General features: G+C 49.4%; 18 protein-coding genes. 16 read left to right on the top strand and 2 right to left on the bottom strand.

The features are described from left to right. The first annotated feature begins 15 nt into the window (after positions 1 to 15). The 7 genes from E8L90_RS21180 (at position 16) to E8L90_RS21145 (ending at position 8,034) form a co-directional block, all read left to right on the top strand. Positions 16 to 2,346, top strand: coding sequence for a universal stress protein (locus E8L90_RS21180; RefSeq protein WP_137031243.1), 2,331 nt, complete (start codon positions 16 to 18; stop codon positions 2,344 to 2,346). A 12-nt stretch (positions 2,347 to 2,358) separates the two neighbouring features. Next, on the top strand, positions 2,359 to 3,084 hold the full coding sequence (locus E8L90_RS21175; protein ID WP_137031241.1) for a hypothetical protein: 726 nt from the start codon (positions 2,359 to 2,361) through the stop codon (positions 3,082 to 3,084). Positions 3,085 to 3,147: 63 nt separating this feature from the next. After that, a complete protein-coding gene (locus E8L90_RS21170) occupies positions 3,148 to 3,990 on the top strand; it encodes an arginase family protein (protein WP_137031239.1) in 843 nt (280 codons plus the stop codon). A 517-nt stretch (positions 3,991 to 4,507) separates the two neighbouring features. Further along, positions 4,508 to 5,074 (top strand): RNA polymerase sigma factor, encoded by a 567-nt coding sequence (locus tag E8L90_RS21160; RefSeq protein WP_137031237.1) that lies wholly within the window; start codon positions 4,508 to 4,510, stop codon positions 5,072 to 5,074. Next, the gene (locus E8L90_RS21155) at positions 5,055 to 6,707 is read left to right on the top strand and encodes a DUF4179 domain-containing protein (RefSeq protein WP_137031235.1); all 1,653 of its coding nucleotides are present in this window, start codon (positions 5,055 to 5,057) and stop codon (positions 6,705 to 6,707) included. Before E8L90_RS21160 ends, E8L90_RS21155 begins: the two co-directional genes overlap by 20 nt. Positions 6,708 to 7,003: 296 nt before the next feature. Next, positions 7,004 to 7,162 (top strand): sigma factor, encoded by a 159-nt coding sequence (locus tag E8L90_RS30915; RefSeq protein WP_244297534.1) that lies wholly within the window; start codon positions 7,004 to 7,006, stop codon positions 7,160 to 7,162. After that, the gene (locus tag E8L90_RS21145; RefSeq protein WP_244297337.1) at positions 7,159 to 8,034 is read left to right on the top strand and encodes a hypothetical protein; all 876 of its coding nucleotides are present in this window, start codon (positions 7,159 to 7,161) and stop codon (positions 8,032 to 8,034) included. The genes E8L90_RS30915 and E8L90_RS21145 overlap by 4 nt, the downstream gene beginning before the upstream one ends. Before the next feature lie 59 nt (positions 8,035 to 8,093). On the opposite strand, the gene E8L90_RS21140 is transcribed toward E8L90_RS21145, so the two are convergent. Together E8L90_RS21140 and E8L90_RS21135 are read right to left on the bottom strand one after the other, a co-directional pair. Then, positions 8,094 to 8,723 (bottom strand): HXXEE domain-containing protein, encoded by a 630-nt coding sequence (locus tag E8L90_RS21140; RefSeq protein ID WP_137031234.1) that lies wholly within the window; start codon positions 8,721 to 8,723, stop codon positions 8,094 to 8,096. A gap of 19 nt (positions 8,724 to 8,742) precedes the next feature. Continuing rightward, positions 8,743 to 9,333, bottom strand: coding sequence for a TetR/AcrR family transcriptional regulator (locus tag E8L90_RS21135; protein ID WP_137031232.1), 591 nt, complete (start codon positions 9,331 to 9,333; stop codon positions 8,743 to 8,745). Positions 9,334 to 9,499: 166 nt separating this feature from the next. Between E8L90_RS21135 and ytaF the strand changes: the two genes are divergently transcribed. From ytaF to E8L90_RS21085, 9 genes are all read left to right on the top strand, one after another. Further along, complete coding sequence (ytaF, locus tag E8L90_RS21130; protein WP_137031230.1) at positions 9,500 to 10,192, top strand: sporulation membrane protein YtaF; 693 nt, start codon at positions 9,500 to 9,502, stop codon at positions 10,190 to 10,192. A gap of 108 nt (positions 10,193 to 10,300) precedes the next feature. Beyond that, positions 10,301 to 13,105 carry a calcium-translocating P-type ATPase, SERCA-type gene (locus E8L90_RS21125; RefSeq protein ID WP_137031229.1) on the top strand — a complete coding sequence of 935 codons (2,805 nt, stop codon included), beginning with the start codon at positions 10,301 to 10,303 and terminating at the stop codon, positions 13,103 to 13,105. A 30-nt stretch (positions 13,106 to 13,135) separates the two neighbouring features. Next, positions 13,136 to 13,837 carry a sporulation protein YunB gene (yunB, locus tag E8L90_RS21120; RefSeq protein ID WP_137031227.1) on the top strand — a complete coding sequence of 234 codons (702 nt, stop codon included), beginning with the start codon at positions 13,136 to 13,138 and terminating at the stop codon, positions 13,835 to 13,837. Positions 13,838 to 13,963: 126 nt separating this feature from the next. Beyond that, a complete protein-coding gene (locus E8L90_RS21115) occupies positions 13,964 to 14,938 on the top strand; it encodes a copper amine oxidase N-terminal domain-containing protein (RefSeq protein ID WP_137031225.1) in 975 nt (324 codons plus the stop codon). Positions 14,939 to 15,230: 292 nt separating this feature from the next. After that, a complete protein-coding gene (locus tag E8L90_RS21105) occupies positions 15,231 to 16,301 on the top strand; it encodes a PAS domain-containing sensor histidine kinase (RefSeq protein ID WP_137031223.1) in 1,071 nt (356 codons plus the stop codon). After that, positions 16,276 to 16,932: a response regulator transcription factor gene (locus tag E8L90_RS21100; protein WP_137031221.1), complete on the top strand. Its 657-nt coding sequence runs from the start codon at positions 16,276 to 16,278 to the stop codon at positions 16,930 to 16,932. The genes E8L90_RS21105 and E8L90_RS21100 overlap by 26 nt, the downstream gene beginning before the upstream one ends. Before the next feature lie 208 nt (positions 16,933 to 17,140). Next, positions 17,141 to 17,308 carry a cytochrome c oxidase subunit 2A gene (locus tag E8L90_RS21095; RefSeq protein WP_087345710.1) on the top strand — a complete coding sequence of 56 codons (168 nt, stop codon included), beginning with the start codon at positions 17,141 to 17,143 and terminating at the stop codon, positions 17,306 to 17,308. A 23-nt stretch (positions 17,309 to 17,331) separates the two neighbouring features. Then, entirely contained in the window at positions 17,332 to 17,799 is a 468-nt protein-coding gene (locus tag E8L90_RS21090; RefSeq protein ID WP_137031220.1) for a cytochrome c oxidase subunit II, read from the top strand. Positions 17,800 to 17,814: 15 nt separating this feature from the next. Beyond that, entirely contained in the window at positions 17,815 to 19,488 is a 1,674-nt protein-coding gene (locus E8L90_RS21085) for a b(o/a)3-type cytochrome-c oxidase subunit 1 (RefSeq protein ID WP_137031218.1), read from the top strand. The last annotated feature ends 15 nt before the right edge of the window (positions 19,489 to 19,503 follow it).

Below are 19,503 nucleotides of genomic sequence, written 5' to 3'. Positions count from 1 at the left end.
AAGGAGGGCTGCGAGATGGTAGAGCAGTTTCGGCGAAAGTCGCCGGATGAAATCTTGCAGTCCATCTCCAGAATGCACCGGGGCAGGCTAAAAATCATTCTGGGGGCAGTCAGTGGTTCAGGGAAAACCTATCACCTGTTAATGGAAGGGCAGACACTTAAGAAAAAAGGGATTGATGTGGTCGTAGCTGGCTCAGGTGAGGCCACTCATCCCAAGCTGGCACAAAAGCGGGAGGGCTTGGAGCAAATCAAGCCGATCGTCTGGTATACCCTCGGGGAAGCGAGACATGATCTGGACGTTGCAGCCATTATCGAACGAGACCCGGAAGTCGTGCTCGTAGACGGTTTGGCTCATCGCAATCGTCCAGATGCTCCGCGTCCAACCAGGCTCGACGATGTTCAGTTTTTGCTGAATAACAATATTAGTGTGATTGCTACGGTCAACATTTACGAATTGGCCGGGATGAAAGAGATGGCAGAGCGACTGACGAAGGCAGAGGTGCGGATTGACCAGTGTGTCCCGGAAGATACGCTTGCCATGGCAGACGAGGTGAAACTGCTCGATGTTACGCCAGAAGCCATTCTGAAACGGCTACAAGAAGACGATCGCAACCCGACTCGAACCAAGCATCCGTTGTTTCGTAGAGACAATCTGCATATGCTGCGGGAACTCGCTCTTCGGTTCGTAGCTACGGGTGTAAACGAGGATTTAGAGGATTATCGGGAGAAACACGGCATGGTGGGGGCTTCAGGAGCCACAGAGAAGGTGCTGGTTTCTGCCCAGTATCATTGGAACGGCTCGATATTGGTTCGGCGCGGACAACAGGTTGCCAAGCGGCTCGGCGGAGAGCTCTTGGTCGTCTGTTTTCTCCCTTTATCCAAGAAGCTGACGAAGGAAGAAGCGACTTTTAAGAGATCCATCGGAAAGCTCGTGGACAAAGTCGGTGGTACTTTTGAAGAACAGGTGCTTGCACGTGAAAAGGACGTAGCAAATGAGCTCGTCGCTTATGCGATGGAGAATAATGTGACCCGAATCGTCATGGGGCAGTCCAAGCGTACGCGCTGGGAAGAGATATGGTACGGCTCCATCGTTCATAAGATTCTTCGGCAAACGAAAAATATCGATATCTTGATCGTGGCGGATCGTTCTGAGCGAGACGGTGAGCGCGTCATGCCGACCAAGCGAGAACAAGCGGTAACGACCAATCCGTACCGACGACTCTCCGATGAGGAGATGCAGCAGGAAATCGGGAAAATCAAGCGTGGGACGCTAAAAGTATATGTGGGAGCCGCACCTGGCGTCGGCAAGACATACACGATGCTCCGCGAAGGCAACGAGCTCGCCGAAAATGGCATCGATGTGGTGATTGGGCTTTTGGAAACGCATGGACGAAAAGAAACGATTGAGCAGGTAGGGGGACTTCCTCTCATCTCGCGCAAGCGCATTCCATACAAAAACGTGACGTTAGAAGAAATGGACACGAACGAAATTATCCGGCGAAATCCGGAGGTCGTACTAGTGGATGAGCTGGCACATACGAATGTGCCGGGAAGTGCCTATGAGAAGCGATACCACGATGTAGAGAAGATTTTGGCTGCGGGTATTTCCGTCATATCTACGATGAATATTCAGCACCTCGAGAGCTTGAACGACAGCGTCGAGCAAATCACGGGAATCCGCGTGCGAGAGACGGTGCCGGACCATATTCTGCATCAGGCAGATGAGGTAGAGCTGATTGATATTTCCCCCAAAGCATTGCGTCAGCGGATGCGGGAGGGCAATATTTACGCGATGGAAAAGGTGGAGCAGTCGCTGACCAACTTTTTCAAAACAGGGAATTTGATCGCGCTTCGAGAGCTGGCCTTGCGTGAAGTGGCGGACGACGTAGACGAACGCCTGGAGGCATGGGAGCGACGAACGCTGCGTGGGCCTTGGCGGCAGCAGGAAGTCATTTTTGTCTGTGTGAATTTGCGGGCAGACAGTGAACGATTGATTCGCAGAGGGTTTCGAATTGCTTATCGGCTGAAGGCGTCCTGGCATGTAGCTTACGTGCAGGATCATCCGTCGCTGACAGAAGAGGAAGAGACGCAGCTGGCGAAGCTGAAGGCACTAACAGAGCGTCTCGGAGGTCGTTTTGAACGATACGAAGCCCCTTCCAGACGCAAGGTTTTCACCAAGCTGGTTTTGCATATGAACGAAAAAGGAACGACGCAGGTCGTCATCGGGCAGTCGGCGCGGACCCGCTGGAAGGAAATTCTCGAGGGGTCGGTCATTCAGCGATTATTGCGGGAGGTCCGACACATGGATGTGCTGGTCGTGGCGGATCACGCACCCGATATGATGTGAGGGAGGGTAATGATGGGCACAGAAAAAGAAGGGCAATGGGACCAAAGCGTGGCAGACGCCTATAGCCGTTTGGAGTGCCTGATACGAGAGCCAACTACGGAGGCAGAGTTGTTTTCCAGGCTGATACGGGTCTACCTGGAGGAAGAAGAGGTGCGTATACGGCAAAAGCTAAAGCGCAAATCCTCACAGCGAATCTCTCGCGTCATGCATGAGCGGGTGGGTGAGTTTTTGTCCGGGCAGTTGGCCGGGCTTTCGTTTCAAGTGATCGACGGTCTGTTGTTTATGAAAAAAGACGAACAACTGGTAGGAGCGCTCAAATGCATCCCTGATCTCGGCAGCTACGATACGCCGTCCTGGAATGCGACGCTCGCCCGTTTTGCCAAGCAGTATCAGAAGCGGTTCAACCTGGCGCCAGAGAAGCTGCTATTCGTTATCTGCTCGCTCGCCAAAAGCTTGGATGCAGCCCATGCCAAGGAGTTGACCGGAATTGATGTGTGGTGTGGCGCAGCGCTAACGACTCCAGCCTATCGGGATGCGTTGCAGGTGTACGTAAACAAATATGTGGAAGTCATGGACGCGCTCCCGCAGCCTGTGAACCAAGTGTATTTTTTAAGCGCGGATGTCCATCCGAATGCACTTGCTTGCCAATTGCTGCGCGGGGAAAAAGCGTCTTTGCCAGATCGTTGGTTGCGGCCGTCCGTCGGTGATCTCATCCAATTTTTGCAAGGCAGGCTGTGATATACTTTTAGGGATGTTCATACAAATGAATTTCCTTGGGAGGGACTGTTTATAAACGTAAAAGTGGCTAGTATCCCGCATTTTACAGGAGCATATGTCTCTGGTACAGAATTAGCTCCGGACGCGCTTCGTACAGCAGGATTGATCGAGCAGTTGCAGCAGAATGGCTTGGAGGTGCAGGATGTAGGAAATCTGCATCTTCCCGATGAGTTGCCGCGCCATAATATTCCACCAGTTCGTAATTGGCCGGCTCCGCGTATGCTTTGGGATTTGCTGCAAAAGGACGCGCAAGAGTGGCTCAATACAGACGATTTTGTCTTGATGCTCGGCGGCGATTGCAGTTTGGTCGTTGCAACGGCGCAGGCTCATCAGGCTATTCATCAAGAGAAAGCGTATCTGCTGGTGTTAGACGGTCATCTGGATGCATTAGTGCCATCGGCTTCTCGCTGTATAGGGGCAGCAGGGATGGGATTGTGGTTTTTGCTTCAGGATCGTGGACAATGGATCGAACCAAGTGGCTGGGATGCAGAGCGAATCCGCCTTGTCGGCTGTCAGCAGATGCCAGCGGAGACGTTTGGCGTAGAGGTCATGACCTTGGCTCAGCTCACAGAAGGAAGCATTGTGGAACGAGTTTCTCATACGCTCCAATCGATCCCGCCTGATGCCAAAATCCTCGTTCATTTCGACGTAGATATCATGCACAAAGACGCGATGCCAGCGGCCTATTCTCCAAGTGAGACAGGATTGTCGCTGTCCGAAGCGGAGGCATTACTGGCGACTGTTTTGCGAGATTCGCGCGTGACCAGTATGGAAGTGACAGAATTCTCAGGGGTAAGGGATACCACAGGCGAGTATGCACAGAGGCTGGTAGAGTTGCTCGCTCGGTCCCTATCTGCACGTGTGTAAAGCCCTCCCATCTATGAAATAAATTCGATAACGAGTGAGCTCGGCAGACCTGATTTCGTTCAGGCTGTCGAGCTCTTTTTTTGGATCTTTCTTAGTTTTAGGAGGCAGAAAAGCTGGTGAGAAGAAAAAGCACAGGGCTCGCAGACCTTGACAACGCCTACCCAGTTGGAACTTTAAAAAGAGGACCACGCTTGTCGAACACTTCTTCCCTGAGAAACACCGCCCGTAGGGTGGCTTTGGATCGACGGTCCTCTTTTTAAAGTGGAGACGGACAGTCAATCCCCCACGCTGGCGTGTCAGAGTCGAAGAGAACTGTGCTTTTTCTTCTCCTCCACTATGTTGACTCAAACCCCAAGCAATAAGCTTTAAAGCACCATTTTTGACAGGAAAATAAGATTTTTTAAAAATAAGGAGAAAGGATTTTCCAGCAAATTCGTACTAGTGTTGAATCAACCAAATTGGAAGCTGCGCAGCATTCCCCACTGGCTGATCGGTTATAGATGGAGGAGTAGTAAAAATGCCGGACGATCGGGAATTGATCGAGCAAATCCTGGCTGGCAATCATCAGCTGTACAGTCAGATTATCGACAGGTACAAGGGCAAGATCGTGACTTACTTGTACAAAATGATTGGCAACATGGCGGACGCACAGGAATTGGCTCAAGACGTGTTTACCAAAACCTTTTACCTATTGAAAGACTATCGGCCTGAGCACAAGTTTTCTTCATGGCTGTATCGCATAGCGAGCAATCATTGTCTCGATGAAATACGAAGACGCAAAAGAACGGAGCGGACGGCAATCGTGGAGGAACAGATCGTTGATCCAGAGACACCAGAAACCGCCCTGTTAAAAAAGGAACGGGACGCCCAGCTGGAACGAAGTATCATGCTGCTGGATGAGGAGTACCGCGAGGTGTTCGTCCTGCACTACTTAAAGCGACTGTCGTATCGAGAAATCAGCGAGCGACTGTCTCTTACGGAGAGCGCTGTTCAAATGCGTTTGTTCCGTGCTCGTAAAGAGTTGAAAAAAAGCCTGATGAAAACAATGGGAGGGGGAGATGTTCATGAAATGCTTCATGTTTAATCGATTGAAGCTATATGCCAATGGCGAGCTCTCCCCTGCCGCAAGCAAAGGACTGGAGCAGCATGCAGTAGAATGCCCACAATGTCAAATCAAGCTGCAAGAGTGGGTAGATCACATGCTGGAAGAGGAATTTTCCACTTATCCGGAAGTTCCTGTACCCGATACGTTTACGGACGAGGTCATGAGTAAACTGTTCGAAACAGCTCCCGCACGCACTGCACGGAAGCACTCCTCCCGAACCAGAAGACAAAGGGGCTGGGATATTGTGAAGAAGACAGGATTGGTAGTAGCAGGACTTACGGCGTTGGTCGTGACAGGAACGGTTGTATCACCTACGTTTGCGAATTATGTGAATAGCTTGTTCCAGATTGAAAAGGATGCGGATAGCGGCATGAAAAATGCTGTTAATAAAGGCCTTGTCCAAAAGCTGGAGCAGAAGGTAACTGATCAAGGGATTACTTTCGAAGCCAAAGAGTTGATGGCTGACTCGATGAGGATTGTATTTATCTTTGATATGTACGACCAGAATGGCAAGCAGATAGAAGACCACTCTATGAAGCTTCAGTTAATTGATTCGAACGGAAAAGATTGGTTGGCGGAGGATGGAAGAGAGGAGTCTGGGAGTAATCATGGACAGTTTTTTATCACTGAGGTGAGCTTGAACGATATTTTCGAATCGGCGGAGGCTACTCCTGAACAACTAACCTTGAAAATCGTACCAACAGACATAGAAGGCAAGAAAGGGAAGTGGGACTTGGAAATTCCGGTCGATATGAAGAAAGCGAAAGAAGCGACCAAAACGGTTGCGTTCAAAGACGCCGTGTATCAATCACCACAAGGGCTTGAGCTTAAACTGAAACAAATCGAAGTCTCCCCAAGTGCGACACGGGTTATGCTGGATTCAACGGTTCCAAAAACAGCTTACGTAGAGTTTGAACGGGCAGTGCTCATGTATGATAAGGATCATCCGGGAGGAGTCCACATCACAAACAAAAAAGTCGAACCTACTTTATCAGGAGGTGATATCGCATACGAAATTACCAACGAGAAAGGTGAGGTTGTGGCAGCTCGGGATATGTTTGTATTAGATGAAGGAATCGCGAAAAAGAAGAATGTTCTTTACGTCTCTGGACTGTCCAGTAAACAAGAAGGCGATATCATGAAGTGGTGGCATACATTTGGCCCGCTACAGGGTGAACAAAAGTTAAAGTTTCAGCTCCAAAAAGTTTATGAGAACAAACTGGCTTCTCCCAAATTCGACCTCATTCCAGAAGAATTAAACAAGAAGGCAGCGACTTTCAAGGATGAGACAGGCAGTTCGTTTACATTCTCCTCTTTTTCGTGGACACCTGCTAGCAGGGAGGAAAAAGGCAAGGCTGTGATAACTGTAGAGGGTACACTAGGAAAAGATGTGGTCTCCATCAAATATTGGTATGTAAAGGATGAAAACGGAAAGATTTACTATGCGACATTGAGACCAGAAAGCACTAGAGATAAAGATGGACGCGTACTTGTCAAAGGAGAGCTGGTCATTCCGAAATTGGAGCAAGTACCGAAAAAACTTACTATTTGCTATCCCGAATATACGGTGGAGCACCACGTGAATTGGGAAGTGCCATTTGAAATCAAATAGATGAAAGACAGACAGGGGAAGAGGCTGAAAGAGGCCTCTTCTTTTTTATTTCGATAACTGATGCTAGAATTTTTTAAAAGTGGAGAAAGGTTTTTCCAGCCAATCCGTATTAGCTTATGAATCAACCAAAACGGAAGCTGCGCAGCATTCCCCGCTGGCTTGATCTGTAATAGATGGAGGAGTAGCAAAATGCCGGACGATCAGGAACTAATCGAGCCAATCTGGCTGGCGATCATGAGCAGTACAGACAAATTGTCGACAGATACAAGGGCAAGATCGTTGGCTATTTGTACAGGATGATCGGCAACATGCCAGACGCACAGGATTTGGCTCAAGACGTGTTTATCAAAACCTTTTATCGTTTAAACGACTATCGGCCTGAGTACAGGTTTTCTTCATGGCTGTATCGAATTGCGAGCAATCATTGTTTCGATGAATTGCGAAAACGTATATGAAGAAAGCCAAGGAAGCGACGAAAACGGTTGTCTTCCAGAATGCGGCTTTTCAATCGCCACAAGGTCTAGGGATTGAATTGAAAAATATCGAATTTTCCCCAAGTGCGACACGGATCATGCTGGATACTATTTCTCCAAAATCAGCTTATTTGGACGTTGAACGAACGTCGATCCTATACGATAAGAAAAATCCGCGAGGCGGTCATATCACAGAAAAAGAGCGTGATCCTGCTTTTTCGGGAGAGAATATGATGTACGAAATCACCAATGAAAAAGGGGAAGTGGTAGCAGCTTGGGATTTGAAATCATTGGATGATGGGATTAATAAAAAGCAGAATATTCTTCGGACACCGAGAACAGAAGAAGAAGCGGAAGAAGGACCAGAGGGCGATGTTTTGAATTGGTGGCATACATTTAGCCCGATAAAGGGCGAACAAAAATTAAAGCTTGAGCTTCAGAAGATTTATGAGAAAAAACTGGCTTCGCCTAAATTTGATCTGGTTCCAACAGAACTAGACAAGAAAGGTGCGACTTTCAAGGATGAGTCAACAGGCAGTACCTTTACATTCTCTTCTTATGCATGGAAGCCAGGTAACGGCGAAGATCTAGGTGAGGCCGTAATGACTATAGAGGGTACATTAGGAAAAGGCATAGTCGAGAACCAGGATTGGTTTGTAAAGGATGAAAATGGGAAGGCTTACTCTGCGACAGTGATTACTGAAAGTACCAGAGACAAGGACGGACAGGTACAGATTAAAGGTGAGATCTCGATTCCGATCTTGAAGCAAGAACTGAAAAAACTCACGGTATCCTACGCTACCTATATGGTGGAACATGACGTGAAGTGGGAAGTACCTTTTGAAATCAAATAGTTCAAAGAAAAGGAAGAGGCCGACAGTGGCCTCTTCTTTTTCATCACAGGAGCTGGTTTTTATGATTTGTGTACGTAAGGCCCCAACTGTTGACGAGTAAAGGTATAACGCGAATTTTCGTTCTTTAGCCACATATTCCCCTTCACAATGAGAATGTACACCGCAACGATGAAGTAGCCCGTCCCAATGATCCAGTCTGACGTCGTTACCATGCCAGTGGAGATAATGTGCCGGATATACCATACCCCGATCGGGATGTGGAAGACGATAACGGCGAACAAGCCCGGATTGTAGAGCATTTTCGCTTTTAGATTCGCAAAAATTCCATGCCAGATAAACTGGAAGAAGCCCATGAGAATCGGTGCCAAACCGAGCCAGACGACCGTCGGGAACAAGAGGGGAACCAGATAAAAGACATAGGCAATGACGAGATTGATGATCATCGCAGAATGTGGATTCAGCGGGTATCGCTCTGGATGGCTGCTTTTGAAAATCAATCCGTTAAACAGTCCGGCAAAATATCCGGGCCAACGATACTCTTCATACTGATGAACAAGGATGGCGACGAAGCTTAGCCACAACAGCCGCTCGATAACAGGAATAGTACTCCATTGAATCATCAAATACAGACCAACGCCAACTGCCACTAGCAGACCGAAATCAGACCAATATTTTCGCAAAAAGTCCATCTGTCTCTCCCCCTATTTCCTATTGTTCATGAAAATAGCGTGCGAATAACAAATCAATCTGTTGTTCTACCGAAGCAACCTCGATGCCAGCGCCTGTAGACAATATCGACTTGAGCAAGGCTGGCAGAAAAATCGCTCCAAACAGCTGCATGATCATCATCAGGAGAACCTCATGGCTTTCTTCGTGGGTGATTTCTTTCAAAACACCCTCAATCTTCACAAACCCAATGCTTTTGAGAAATTGACCGTACTCATATTGCGAGGTAAATACAGCGCCACCAAGTGAGAAGATTCGCAAAACCAGCTCAGGATATTGCTGAATGATCTGCACATAGCTGATTAAAAACTGCTTGAGTCGTTCTTGGGGAAGCAGAGATGTGTTATCCAAGATATCAAATGTAGCTGTAAAGCTTCCTAGAAATGCACTGAGGGCTTCATTGATGAGCTTATCCTTGGAACCGAAATAGTAGTTCACCAAAGCTACGTTAGTACCGGAATCGGCTGCGATTTTCCGCACCGTCACACTTTCGAAACCCTCCATCTTGATCAAATCCAGTGTCGATTGCAAAATTTTCGCTTTCGTTTCGCTGTTTTTATCTACCTGTGACATGACCAACCTCCTTTTTATTGGAAGCAAAAAAGATTTGTTAAACAACGCTTTAAACATTGTTTAATTTTATGGTAGCACTTCCCAACCGGGATGACAATGATTTGTTGGCACATCAGCGGAGCTTTTCGCGTATACCTAATAGGCAATGGGAAAGAGGTGACCACATATGAGCGGATGGCTCGCACTCCTGCTCGTTTCCCTGGCCATCAGCATGGACAGTGTCAGTGTAGGATTGACGTATGGTTTACGGAACATGAGAATTCCCTTTTTGTCGCTCGTCGTCGTTTCCGGTTGTTCGTTTGTTGTTGTATATGGTGTCATGCTCGTAGGCTCATCCCTCACCGAATGGTTAACACCGGATATTGGCAAGTATATTGGTGCCGCGGTCTTGATCCTCATGGGTTTGTTTACTCTGTGGCGGCTCATTGCGACACGGTCGGGGACAGAGGCAGAGGAGTCTACTGCTGCGAGCTGCAACGCCTTTGTAGCCGCAGAAAAACAGGAAGAGCAGGAACCCATCGTATTATTGTCGCAGTTCCGCATTTTTGGTGTCATGATCCAGATTTTAAAAGATCCGTCAAAAGCCGATGCTGACCGTTCTGGGCATATTATGGGTTGGGAGGCCGTCATGCTGGGGCTTGCTCTGTCTTTGGATGCTTTCGGTGCAGGCATCAGCCTTACGTTTTTGGGATACTCGCCACTGCTCGTCGCTCTTTGTATCGCGGTGATGAGTGCCTTGCTTCTTGTGGTAGGAATTGCCCTCGGCAGGCGCGCAGGAAAAGCCAGCTGGTTGACGCGACTCACCTGGCTGCCGCCGATTTTATTGATTTGTATTGGTGTGGTGAAAAGCTTCAAATAACCGAAAGACCAATCACAGACCCGTCCAGATAAATGGACGGGTTGTTTTATTTTCTAGCTCATCTGCATACACATGAAAAGGAGTGAGATGTGGATGGAGGAGATGTAGGTGGATACACAGCCAATTCGAAAATGGTACACGCTGGCGGCGGCCGACGTGACCGAAGCCCTTCATAGTGATGCTGCGCAAGGGTTGACTCAGCAGGAGGCGGAGCGGCGACTGGCTAAACAAGGTGCCAACCAGTTGGCTGAACAAAAGCGAAAGCCTCTCTACTCGGTCTTTGTTGATCAGTTCAAGGATTTTATGGTACTCATCCTGTTCATTGCAACACTGATCTCGTACTTCCTCGGTGAGTACCTGGATGCGATTGCGATTATCGCGATCATCCTCATTAACGGCATCCTCGGTTTTATTCAGGAAGCCAAGGCTGAGCGATCCTTGCAAGCGCTAAAGGAGCTGGCATCCCCGATGGCCCGCGTCATCCGGGGCGGGCACATTTCCATGATACCGGCTTCGCGGCTGGTACCTGGTGATTTGGTGGAATTGGAGGCCGGGGACCGTATTCCCGCAGATTTACGTTTGCTTTCGGCCAATCGTCTAGAGGTAGAGGAGTCTGCGTTGACAGGGGAGTCTGTTCCCGTCGGAAAAAACGTGAAAAGACTGGAAATAGCCCAGGCATCTACTGTACCGCTTGGCGACCAAAAAAATCTCGCGTTCATGGGCACGATGGTGACCGGAGGAACAGGGAGCGGCATTGTCGTAGCGACAGGGATGAGCACGGAAATCGGGAAAATCGCGCACTTGATGAATACAGCGGAAGAAGCAGAAACCCCTTTGCAGCTGCGATTGGAGCAAATGGGTAAGATTCTCGTGGTCGTCGCTCTGCTGTTGACGATTGTGGTCATTGCTGCTGGTGTCTGGCATGGTCACGAGCTGTTTACGATGTTCCTCGCCGGGGTGAGTCTCGCAGTGGCGGCGATTCCGGAAGGCTTGCCGGCGATTGTGACTGTCGCGCTAGCGCTTGGCGTCCAGCGGATGATCCGCCGCAATGCGATCGTACGCAAACTCCCATCGGTCGAGACATTAGGCTGCGCCTCTGTCATTTGCTCCGATAAAACAGGGACTCTGACTCAAAATAAAATGACTGTTACCGAAGTGTGGCACAGCGATTCCACGTATGAAGTGAGCGGCAGCGGCTACGCGCCAGAGGGAGCCTTTCACTATCTAGGGAAAATGGTATCTCCCGCCCGTGACGGAGCGCTCTCGCAAATGATCCGAATCGCAGACCGATGCAACAACGCCCGTTTGACATGCGAGGAAGAAAGTACGCGCAATCTGCTCGGGATGGGCAAGACGTCACGCTTTTGGCAAGTCGTAGGCGACCCGACGGAAGGTGCTCTCAAGGTGCTTGCCGCGAAGGCAATGGGTGGCAATACAGAGCGCAGCAACCAAAAAAATCAAGGACAGCGTGTGGAGGAGCTCCCCTTTGATTCTGACCGCAAAATGATGTCCGTTGTCGAAAAGGGGACGGACGGTGTGTATTCCCTGCTGACCAAAGGCGCGGCGGAGGCATTGCTGGGGAGATCGACACACATTTTGTGGAAGGGAGAGCTCATACCACTCTCCGCGACGCTTCGTCACCAGATACTGGAGCAAACGGAACGGATGGCAGGCAAAGCGTTGCGCGTACTGGGCTTCGCGTATAAGACACTGCAAGGCTATCGCCCGGGACAGCCGATCGGCACCCTGGAAAACAATCTCGTCTTTGTCGGATTGGCCGGGATGATCGATCCACCGCGTGAAGAGGTGCGCCCAGCGATCAATCTGTGCCATCAAGCAGGAATCAAGACGGTCATGATTACAGGTGACCACAAGGTGACAGCAGAAGCAATCGCTCGGCAGATTGGCTTGATGCGTGGCTACGGAGAGGTGCTGGAGGGGCGGGAGCTGGAGGGTATGTCAGATGCGCAGCTCGCAGAGTACGCGGAACGAGTGACTGTCTATGCCCGTGTGTCTCCTGAGCACAAGCTGCGGATCGTCCGTGCCCTGCAAAGCCAAGGACATGTTGTCGCCATGACCGGAGACGGTGTCAATGATGCTCCTGCGATCAAGACCTCAGATATTGGGATCGCGATGGGGATTACCGGTACGGATGTGACGAAGGAAGCGGCCGATCTCGTGCTGCGCGACGATAACTTCGCCACGATTGTCGCTGCCGTCGAGGAAGGGCGCAACATCTATGACAACATTCGAAAGTTCATCCGTTATTTGCTCGCGTCCAACGTAGGTGAGATTCTGGTCATGTTTTTTGCAATGCTCCTCGGGCTTCCTTTGCCTTTGGTGCCAATCCAGATCCTGTGGGTCAATCTCGTGACGGACGGTTTGCCAGCCATGGCGCTGGGCATCGATCAGGCGGAGAAAGATACGATGTATCAGAAGCCGCGCAACAAAGCAGAGAACATATTCAGCCGGGGGTTGGGCTGGAAAATTATTAGCCGTGGTTTCCTCATCGGGGCTATGACGCTCTTGGCATTCTGGCTGACTCTCAAAGAGAATCCGAATGACCTGGTGCATGCCCAGACTGTCGCTTTCGTCACGTTGGTCATGGCCCAGCTGATTCACGTTTTCGATTGCCGGAGTCAATACAGCGTTTTTCATCGTAATGTATTTGAAAACAAATACCTCGTTTGGGCCGTGCTTTCGTCGATTGTGCTCGTAATCGGTGTGGTATACATGGAGGCACTTCAGCCGATCTTCAAAACAACGGATCTGAATCTGCGCGATTGGGCATTAATTTTGGTCGCGGCGGGAGTTCCTACGTTTGTCGCGGGAATCGGTGGGGTGCTAACCGGTGGCAAACAGCGCACAAGCAAAGAGAAACGCTCGGCTATGCGTACGGTTCGTCCTGACTAACCGAGCCGCCAAGGGGGAGAGGGAGCCATTGTGCGCTTGAGAAGGGGAGGATGGAAAAGACGTGGAAGGAGAATTTTCGCTGGAATCCTACTGATTGTGGTGGTATTGATCGTTTTGTTTATCGTTGTGGAACGCAGGGTAGAGCCGACGTTGATGTTGATTGCCCAAGCCAAGGCAGAGCAGGTCGCCAAGCTCGCCATTACCGATGCAGTCACCAAGCGCATGTCCCAGCAGGGTCTCGATGTCAACGAAGTCGTCATCATGGAGAAAGACGAGAATGGCAGCATCAAAGCGGTGAATTTTAATTTCAAAGAGTACTCCCGGATTGTGGGGGAAACGACAGCCCGTATTCAAAACCGCTTGAAGGAATTCGAGCAGGAGCATGTCCAGACAACCATACCACTAGGCTTGGCTACTAAAAACGTCTTTCTGGAGCACTTTGGGCCTGATATTCCGGTGTCGTTCGTTCCGATTGGAGCCGTCAAAACGAAGCTCGAAACAGGCTTGAAGCAAGCTGGAATCAACATGGTGCTGGTGACTGTCTACATTAATGTCGAAGTCGATTTGCGGGTCATTATCCCATTTGCGACCAAGCAACAAACGGTCACCACACAAATCCCGGTCTCCGAAGCCCTGATCGTCGGCAAGGTACCGACTTATTTATACGACAACCCGTCAGGCAAGCCCGATGTGCCGATGCCACGAAACAGCCAAATCCCAAGCCAGCCGTGATGTTTTTCGCTTATACGTGAACGATTTTCACATCTGTGAAAATTTTATTGAAACGTTTCAGAAATGGTGCCGTCCAATGTATAGAGACACACAAAAACAAGCAAGAACATTGGAGGCGTAAACAACATGAAAACAATCCGTACAGGCATGATGACAATCGCGGCACTGGCCGTTTTGGGAACTAGCGTGGTATCTGCAACCTCCGAACCAGTAAAAGAACTCTCCGTTAACATTAACGGTCAAGCAATCGCACAAGATGCGATCTTCGATAAAGGTCAACAAACCGTACTGGTTCCACTTCGTCCTGTTGCTGAAGCCCTTGGCTTCAAAGTAAGCTGGAACGACAAGGAAAAAGCAGCAGAAGTCCAAAGAGGCGCGATTACCAGCTACGCAAAAGCAGGAGAGGATCGCTATCCTTTCGCAAAAATGTACAAAACATTGGGAGCTGAGCCGCGTGTACTGAATGGCAGTACCTATGTGCCAGTTAAATTCGTAGACGAAATTCTGCAAGCAGAAGTGAATGTAACCGATGATACGGTAACTGTAGTGGAGGACGAAATCGCTCCTATGCGTACAGGGACCATTACGAACATCAGCAAATCCGATAAAGGCTACTCAGTTACACTGAACATCTATGAGTCTGGCATCATCCTGCACCTGACAGCAGACACCAAAATTACGGATGAAGCTGGTAAAGTGCTGAAGCCAGAAGACTTGAAGCTGGGTATGGCCGTAGATGCTACGACCGAAAAATTCATGGCAATGAGCTTGCCGCCACAAACGAGTGCGCTCAGCATCACGGTAAAAGGCGGCCTGGAGACTCAGGACATCCTGGGAACAACGGGAAAAGTAGCGAGCATCTCTGCTGATAAAGATGGCAACTACAAAATGCTCGTAGAGGGTCGCGGTATTACCGAAACCTCCCAAGAAAAAATCAACCTGAACATTACCGAGAAAACGGTGATCATCAATGCGCGAGACAACAAAGTACTCTCGCCAGCAGATCTGAAAGAGGATATGCAAGTAGTGGCCTTCTACGGCCCAATGATGACGAAGAGCCTGCCGCCGATCGGCACTGCTGTGAAAATCGTAGTAGAGTAAGAGAAAGAACGGGATGGCATTTGCTGTCCCGTTTTTTGCGTTCATGACTAGATCGAGTATTTCATACAGATGACGCGACCGAGCTTTTCCGACTCTCTTTCCTCATAGACAACAAAACCGTATCTCTCATAAAAAGGCACGACCCGGCTATTCCTCTCCAAAACGGCCAGATCGTGTTCCGTGACGGGCTGAAAAACCAATCGAGCACTATGATAAGGGAATTCCCTGATACACTTTCTTTTGTGGAAACTTTACAATAAATGTAGGATGATTGTCTCAAAAGGAGGAGCGCATGGGTACGTCGAGTGAAGTGCTTTCCCTGATGCAGTCCATCTTTGCCAACGTCAGCGATGCGATCCTGGTGATTGATAAAGAGGGGCGAATCGTAAAAGCCAATGCTGCGTTGGAGCAGATGACGGGCTGGACAGAAGAAGAGCTGATTCGAGATAAACATATTTGTGAGCTGTGTCTCGGAATGGCAACGTGTATGGAAGAAAAGAGCTGCACGGATTGCTTTTTTAAGCGCGTGCAAATGCCTTCATTCGAGATGAGGCTCCGAACGAAATCAGGTGTGGATTACCCTGTCGCTGCCAGCTCAGCGAGATTAGAGGATGAATCGCAGGGGAAGCTGGTTATGATTTTGCGTGATATGTCTGCGCAACAGCGAGTGGAAAAGGAGCGCTACCAGCACAAGCTGACGAATTTTGCGATCCAAGCGCAAGAAGAAGAACGAAAGCGCATCGCCCGGGAGCTGCATGATGGCGTAGGGCAGGCGCTTTATAGTATTTTAGTGGGATTAAACGTAGTCAGACAACGAGAATTGAGCGAGCTGGTTATGCAGCATGTCACGGAATTGGTGAATATGACTTCCAAGGCGATGGAGGAAGTGAAGCGCATGGCGCTGGAGCTGCGTCCGTCTGCACTGGATGATCTCGGTTTACTGCCTGCATTACGTTCGTTGATGAAACGGGTGGAAAAATCGTTTCATATCCAGGTGGAGCTGCATGTTCAGGGGGAGAAACGCAGATACTCTGCTGCGATGGAAACAGCGTTATACCGGATTGTACAGGAAGCCATGACCAATACGGCAAAATACGCAAAGGCGAGCCATCTGGGAATCATGTTCGAGAATAGGGAGAAGGAAATTGTCGTCACGATTGTGGATGACGGCGTAGGCTTTGAAGTAGAGAAAACATTGAACATCGGCAAAGGTCTCGGTGTGTTTGGCATGAAGGAGCGTGCCCAGTTGCTTGGCGGTACCGTTGATATTCGCTCCGCACCCGAGGAAGGAACGACGGTGATCGTCCGAATTCCGGTGCCGAAGGAGGGAGTAGAGGATGACCATTCGCGTCTTGATCGCTGATGATCATGCGATTGTACGCTCTGGGCTGGGGATGCTGATCAACGCCCAGGAGGATATGGAAGTCGTCGGTTATGCAGCCGACGGAAAAGAGGCATGTGAAAAAGCATGGGAAGTTAAGCCCAACGTCGTCTTGATGGATTTGAGCATGCCGCCTGGGGAAAACGGCTTGACGGCAACGGCCAGACTGAAGGAAACGGCACCAGACATTCAGGTGCTTGTGCTGACGATGCATGATGACGAGGAATACTTGTTTCGGGTTCTCCAAGCTGGTGCTGCCGGCTATATTTTAAAAAGCGCCCCTGACCTCGATTTGATCACGGCGATCCGTTCGGTCAATCGAGGCATGGCCTATTTGTATCCATCTGCGACGAAATCTCTGATCGAGGAATTTCTGCAAATGGTCAAGAACGGTGAGGAGCAGGCTAAGTACGACATCCTGACAGATCGGGAAAAAGAAGTACTGGTCTTGATTGCAAAGGGCTTTAGCAACAAGGAAATTGCCGAGCAGCTCACTGTTTCCGTCAAGACGGTGGAATCCCATAAAGCGCACATTATGGAAAAGCTACACCTACGTACGCGGCCTGATTTGGTACGGTATGCGATTAAGAAGGGCTGGCTGGATTTTGAGTAAAGTATTCCAAGGACGATCCCAATACGGGGTCGTCTTTCTTTTGTGTCGAATCTGTGACCAAAAATGGACATAAAAAGGTCGAAATCAGGGGTTTCCCGGAACATTTTAGGGGATTTCCCCGAATTACTTCCAAGGGGTTCCAGGGGTAGAATGAAGTCGTAAAAACTACACCGCGCCCATGAGGCACGTAGGAAAGGAGAAGAGCGCGATGGAGACGCAAGTTGACAAGGCGGAGAAAGGCAAGAAATCAAAATCCAGCAAGCTGCAAACGGACCAGGAAGACTTGAAAGGAACGTTTGTCGCGGTTCTGATCGTTGGAGGTATCATTCTAGTCGGTTGGTTGGGTGTATTCGGGCTTTTCCTGGATAGGGCGTAATACGGAGGTAAAGGAGGGTACTTATGCATTTGCATCGCTATGAAAAAATCTGGTTAATGCTCGGCGCAGGCGGTTTGGCCTTATTTATTGTATTGTTGTGCGTCAATGCGTTTGCCATGGGAATGGCTCCGCCAAGTAATATGGAAATGATTGATCCGGAGAGGGTAACGGAGACACCTCCTTTTGATAAACCAGGCTTGAAACAGATAGGAGACAACGAATACGACGCTTACATGACAGCATTTGCGTTCGGCTTCTCTCCGACCAAGATGGAAATACCAGTGGGCGCAACGGTGAATTTCCACGTCACGAGTCCAGACGTTATTCACGGATTCCAGATTCCAGAGACCAACGTTAACTTCATGGTTCTGCCTGGACACATCAGCTCGGCGACACACACGTTTGACGAGCCAGGTGAGTATTTGATCCTTTGTAACGAATACTGTGGCGCAGGTCATCAGGTAATGGCGACCACGATTATTGTGAAATAAAGGTAGGTGAATCCTATGGTAATCGCACGGAAGACCGACGATACAGTCCCCCATGTTCCGGTTCAGCGTTCTGCGGCAAGGCTTAGTTTGGCCTATGTGTGGGTAGCTTATATTGCATTCGGATTGGCAGCTGTGGCAGGGATGGTACAGGGCATGGTTCGCGGTGGAATCATGGAACTGCCGAGCTGGACAAATTACTATCAAATTTTGACCGCCCATGGCGTGTTGATGGCACTTATTTTTACCACGTACTTCATCGTCGGATTTATTTTCTCAGGAGTCGCCCGCACGACAGGTGGTTCCTTGCACGGAGCCGCTCTGAAATTTGGATGGGCTGGCTGGATTCTCATGACAGTAGGGACATTGATGGCTGTTGTCACCATTCTGTTGAATGAAGCCTCTGTCCTGTATACGTTCTACGCACCACTGAAAGCATCTCCGTACTTTTACATTGGTTCTGCCTTGCTCGTAGTAGGCAGCTGGCTAGCGGGATTCGGGGTTTTTGCCAGCTATCGCAAATGGAAACGCGAAAATAAAGGGAAAATGTCCCCGTTGTTCGTATTCATGGGCGTGACTACCTACGTCTTGTGGATTACAGCGACAATTCCTGTAGCGGTAGAGGTAGTGTTCCAGCTCATTCCGTGGTCACTCGGATTGGTGCCGACTATTAACATCATGCTCAGTCGTACGCTGTTCTGGTTTTTCGGGCATCCACTTGTTTATTTTTGGCTATTGCCTGCCTACATGGCATGGTATGTATGCTTACCAAGAATCATTGGCGGTCACGTTTTCAGTGATTCGCTCAGTCGTCTTGCCTTTATTTCCTTGCTCTTGTTCTCCATCCCAGTTGGGTTCCACCATCAATTGATGGAGCCAGGAATTTCGCCAGCATGGAAAATGATACACGTGACATTGACGCTGATCGTCGTTATCCCGTCGTTGATGACAGCCTTCTCGATGTTTGCGGTTTTTGAAACGACCGGACGTAAAAAAGGTGGCGTTGGTCTTTTCGGATGGTTGAAAAAAATGCCGTGGACAGATGTACGCTTCTTCGCCCCATTTGTTGGGATGCTGTTCTTTATTCCTGGCGGAGCTGGGGGAATTATTAACGCAAGTAACCAGATTAACGCGGTCGTACACAATACGATTTGGGTTACGGGTCACTTCCACATCACCATAGGAGCTGCGGTGGCGCTCACTTTCTTTGGTGTCAGCTTTTGGCTGATACCTGCATTGACTGGACGTCAGTTGACCAAGACTGCGAATCGCATGGGGATGGTGCAAACGGTATTCTGGGCAGTAGGAATGTTCCTGATGTCGGTCGCCATGCACACAATGGGCTTGCAAGGTGCTCCGCGCCGCACCGATTACACGACGTATATGGATCACCCGTTAGCTTTGGGCTGGATGGATTATCAACGTGTAATGGCGTTTGGTGGCGGACTGCTGTTCGTATCCGCGGTTCTCTTGATTGCGATCTTGGTGTATCTGACTTTTTACGCACCAAAGGGAAATACGGAATATCCGATTGCCGAGACAGAAACAACGCAAGAAGTTCCAAAAATTTTGGAACGCTGGCCAGTTTGGATCGGATTGGTCGCCTTCCTGATTATTCTCGCCTACGGTTATCCGATTGTGGAACAAATCCAGCACCAAGCACCAGGCTCGCCGCCTTTTGTGACTTGGTAAGAGATTCGTACGAAA

It is taken from the genome of Brevibacillus antibioticus (assembly GCF_005217615.1).
Classification (GTDB): domain Bacteria; phylum Bacillota; class Bacilli; order Brevibacillales; family Brevibacillaceae; genus Brevibacillus; species Brevibacillus antibioticus.
This window is presented reverse-complemented; position numbering and strand designations above follow the sequence as displayed.

Excerpts from the sequence above, each read along its gene's own strand:
- E8L90_RS21180 (WP_137031243.1), top strand. The coding sequence starts at position 16 with ATGGTAGAGCAGTTTCGGCGAAAGTCGCCGGATGAAATCTTGCAGTCC.
- E8L90_RS21175 (WP_137031241.1), top strand. The coding sequence starts at position 2,359 with ATGGGCACAGAAAAAGAAGGGCAATGGGACCAAAGCGTGGCAGACGCC.
- E8L90_RS21160 (WP_137031237.1), top strand. The coding sequence starts at position 4,508 with ATGCCGGACGATCGGGAATTGATCGAGCAAATCCTGGCTGGCAATCAT.
- E8L90_RS21155 (WP_137031235.1), top strand. The coding sequence starts at position 5,055 with ATGAAATGCTTCATGTTTAATCGATTGAAGCTATATGCCAATGGCGAG.
- E8L90_RS30915 (WP_244297534.1), top strand. The coding sequence starts at position 7,004 with ATGATCGGCAACATGCCAGACGCACAGGATTTGGCTCAAGACGTGTTT.
- E8L90_RS21145 (WP_244297337.1), top strand. The coding sequence starts at position 7,159 with ATGAAGAAAGCCAAGGAAGCGACGAAAACGGTTGTCTTCCAGAATGCG.
- E8L90_RS21140 (WP_137031234.1), bottom strand. The coding sequence starts at position 8,723 with ATGGACTTTTTGCGAAAATATTGGTCTGATTTCGGTCTGCTAGTGGCA.
- E8L90_RS21135 (WP_137031232.1), bottom strand. The coding sequence starts at position 9,333 with ATGTCACAGGTAGATAAAAACAGCGAAACGAAAGCGAAAATTTTGCAA.
- ytaF (WP_137031230.1), top strand. The coding sequence starts at position 9,500 with ATGAGCGGATGGCTCGCACTCCTGCTCGTTTCCCTGGCCATCAGCATG.
- E8L90_RS21115 (WP_137031225.1), top strand. The coding sequence starts at position 13,964 with ATGAAAACAATCCGTACAGGCATGATGACAATCGCGGCACTGGCCGTT.
- E8L90_RS21105 (WP_137031223.1), top strand. The coding sequence starts at position 15,231 with ATGGGTACGTCGAGTGAAGTGCTTTCCCTGATGCAGTCCATCTTTGCC.
- E8L90_RS21100 (WP_137031221.1), top strand. The coding sequence starts at position 16,276 with ATGACCATTCGCGTCTTGATCGCTGATGATCATGCGATTGTACGCTCT.
- E8L90_RS21095 (WP_087345710.1), top strand. The coding sequence starts at position 17,141 with ATGGAGACGCAAGTTGACAAGGCGGAGAAAGGCAAGAAATCAAAATCC.
- E8L90_RS21090 (WP_137031220.1), top strand. The coding sequence starts at position 17,332 with ATGCATTTGCATCGCTATGAAAAAATCTGGTTAATGCTCGGCGCAGGC.
- E8L90_RS21085 (WP_137031218.1), top strand. The coding sequence starts at position 17,815 with ATGGTAATCGCACGGAAGACCGACGATACAGTCCCCCATGTTCCGGTT.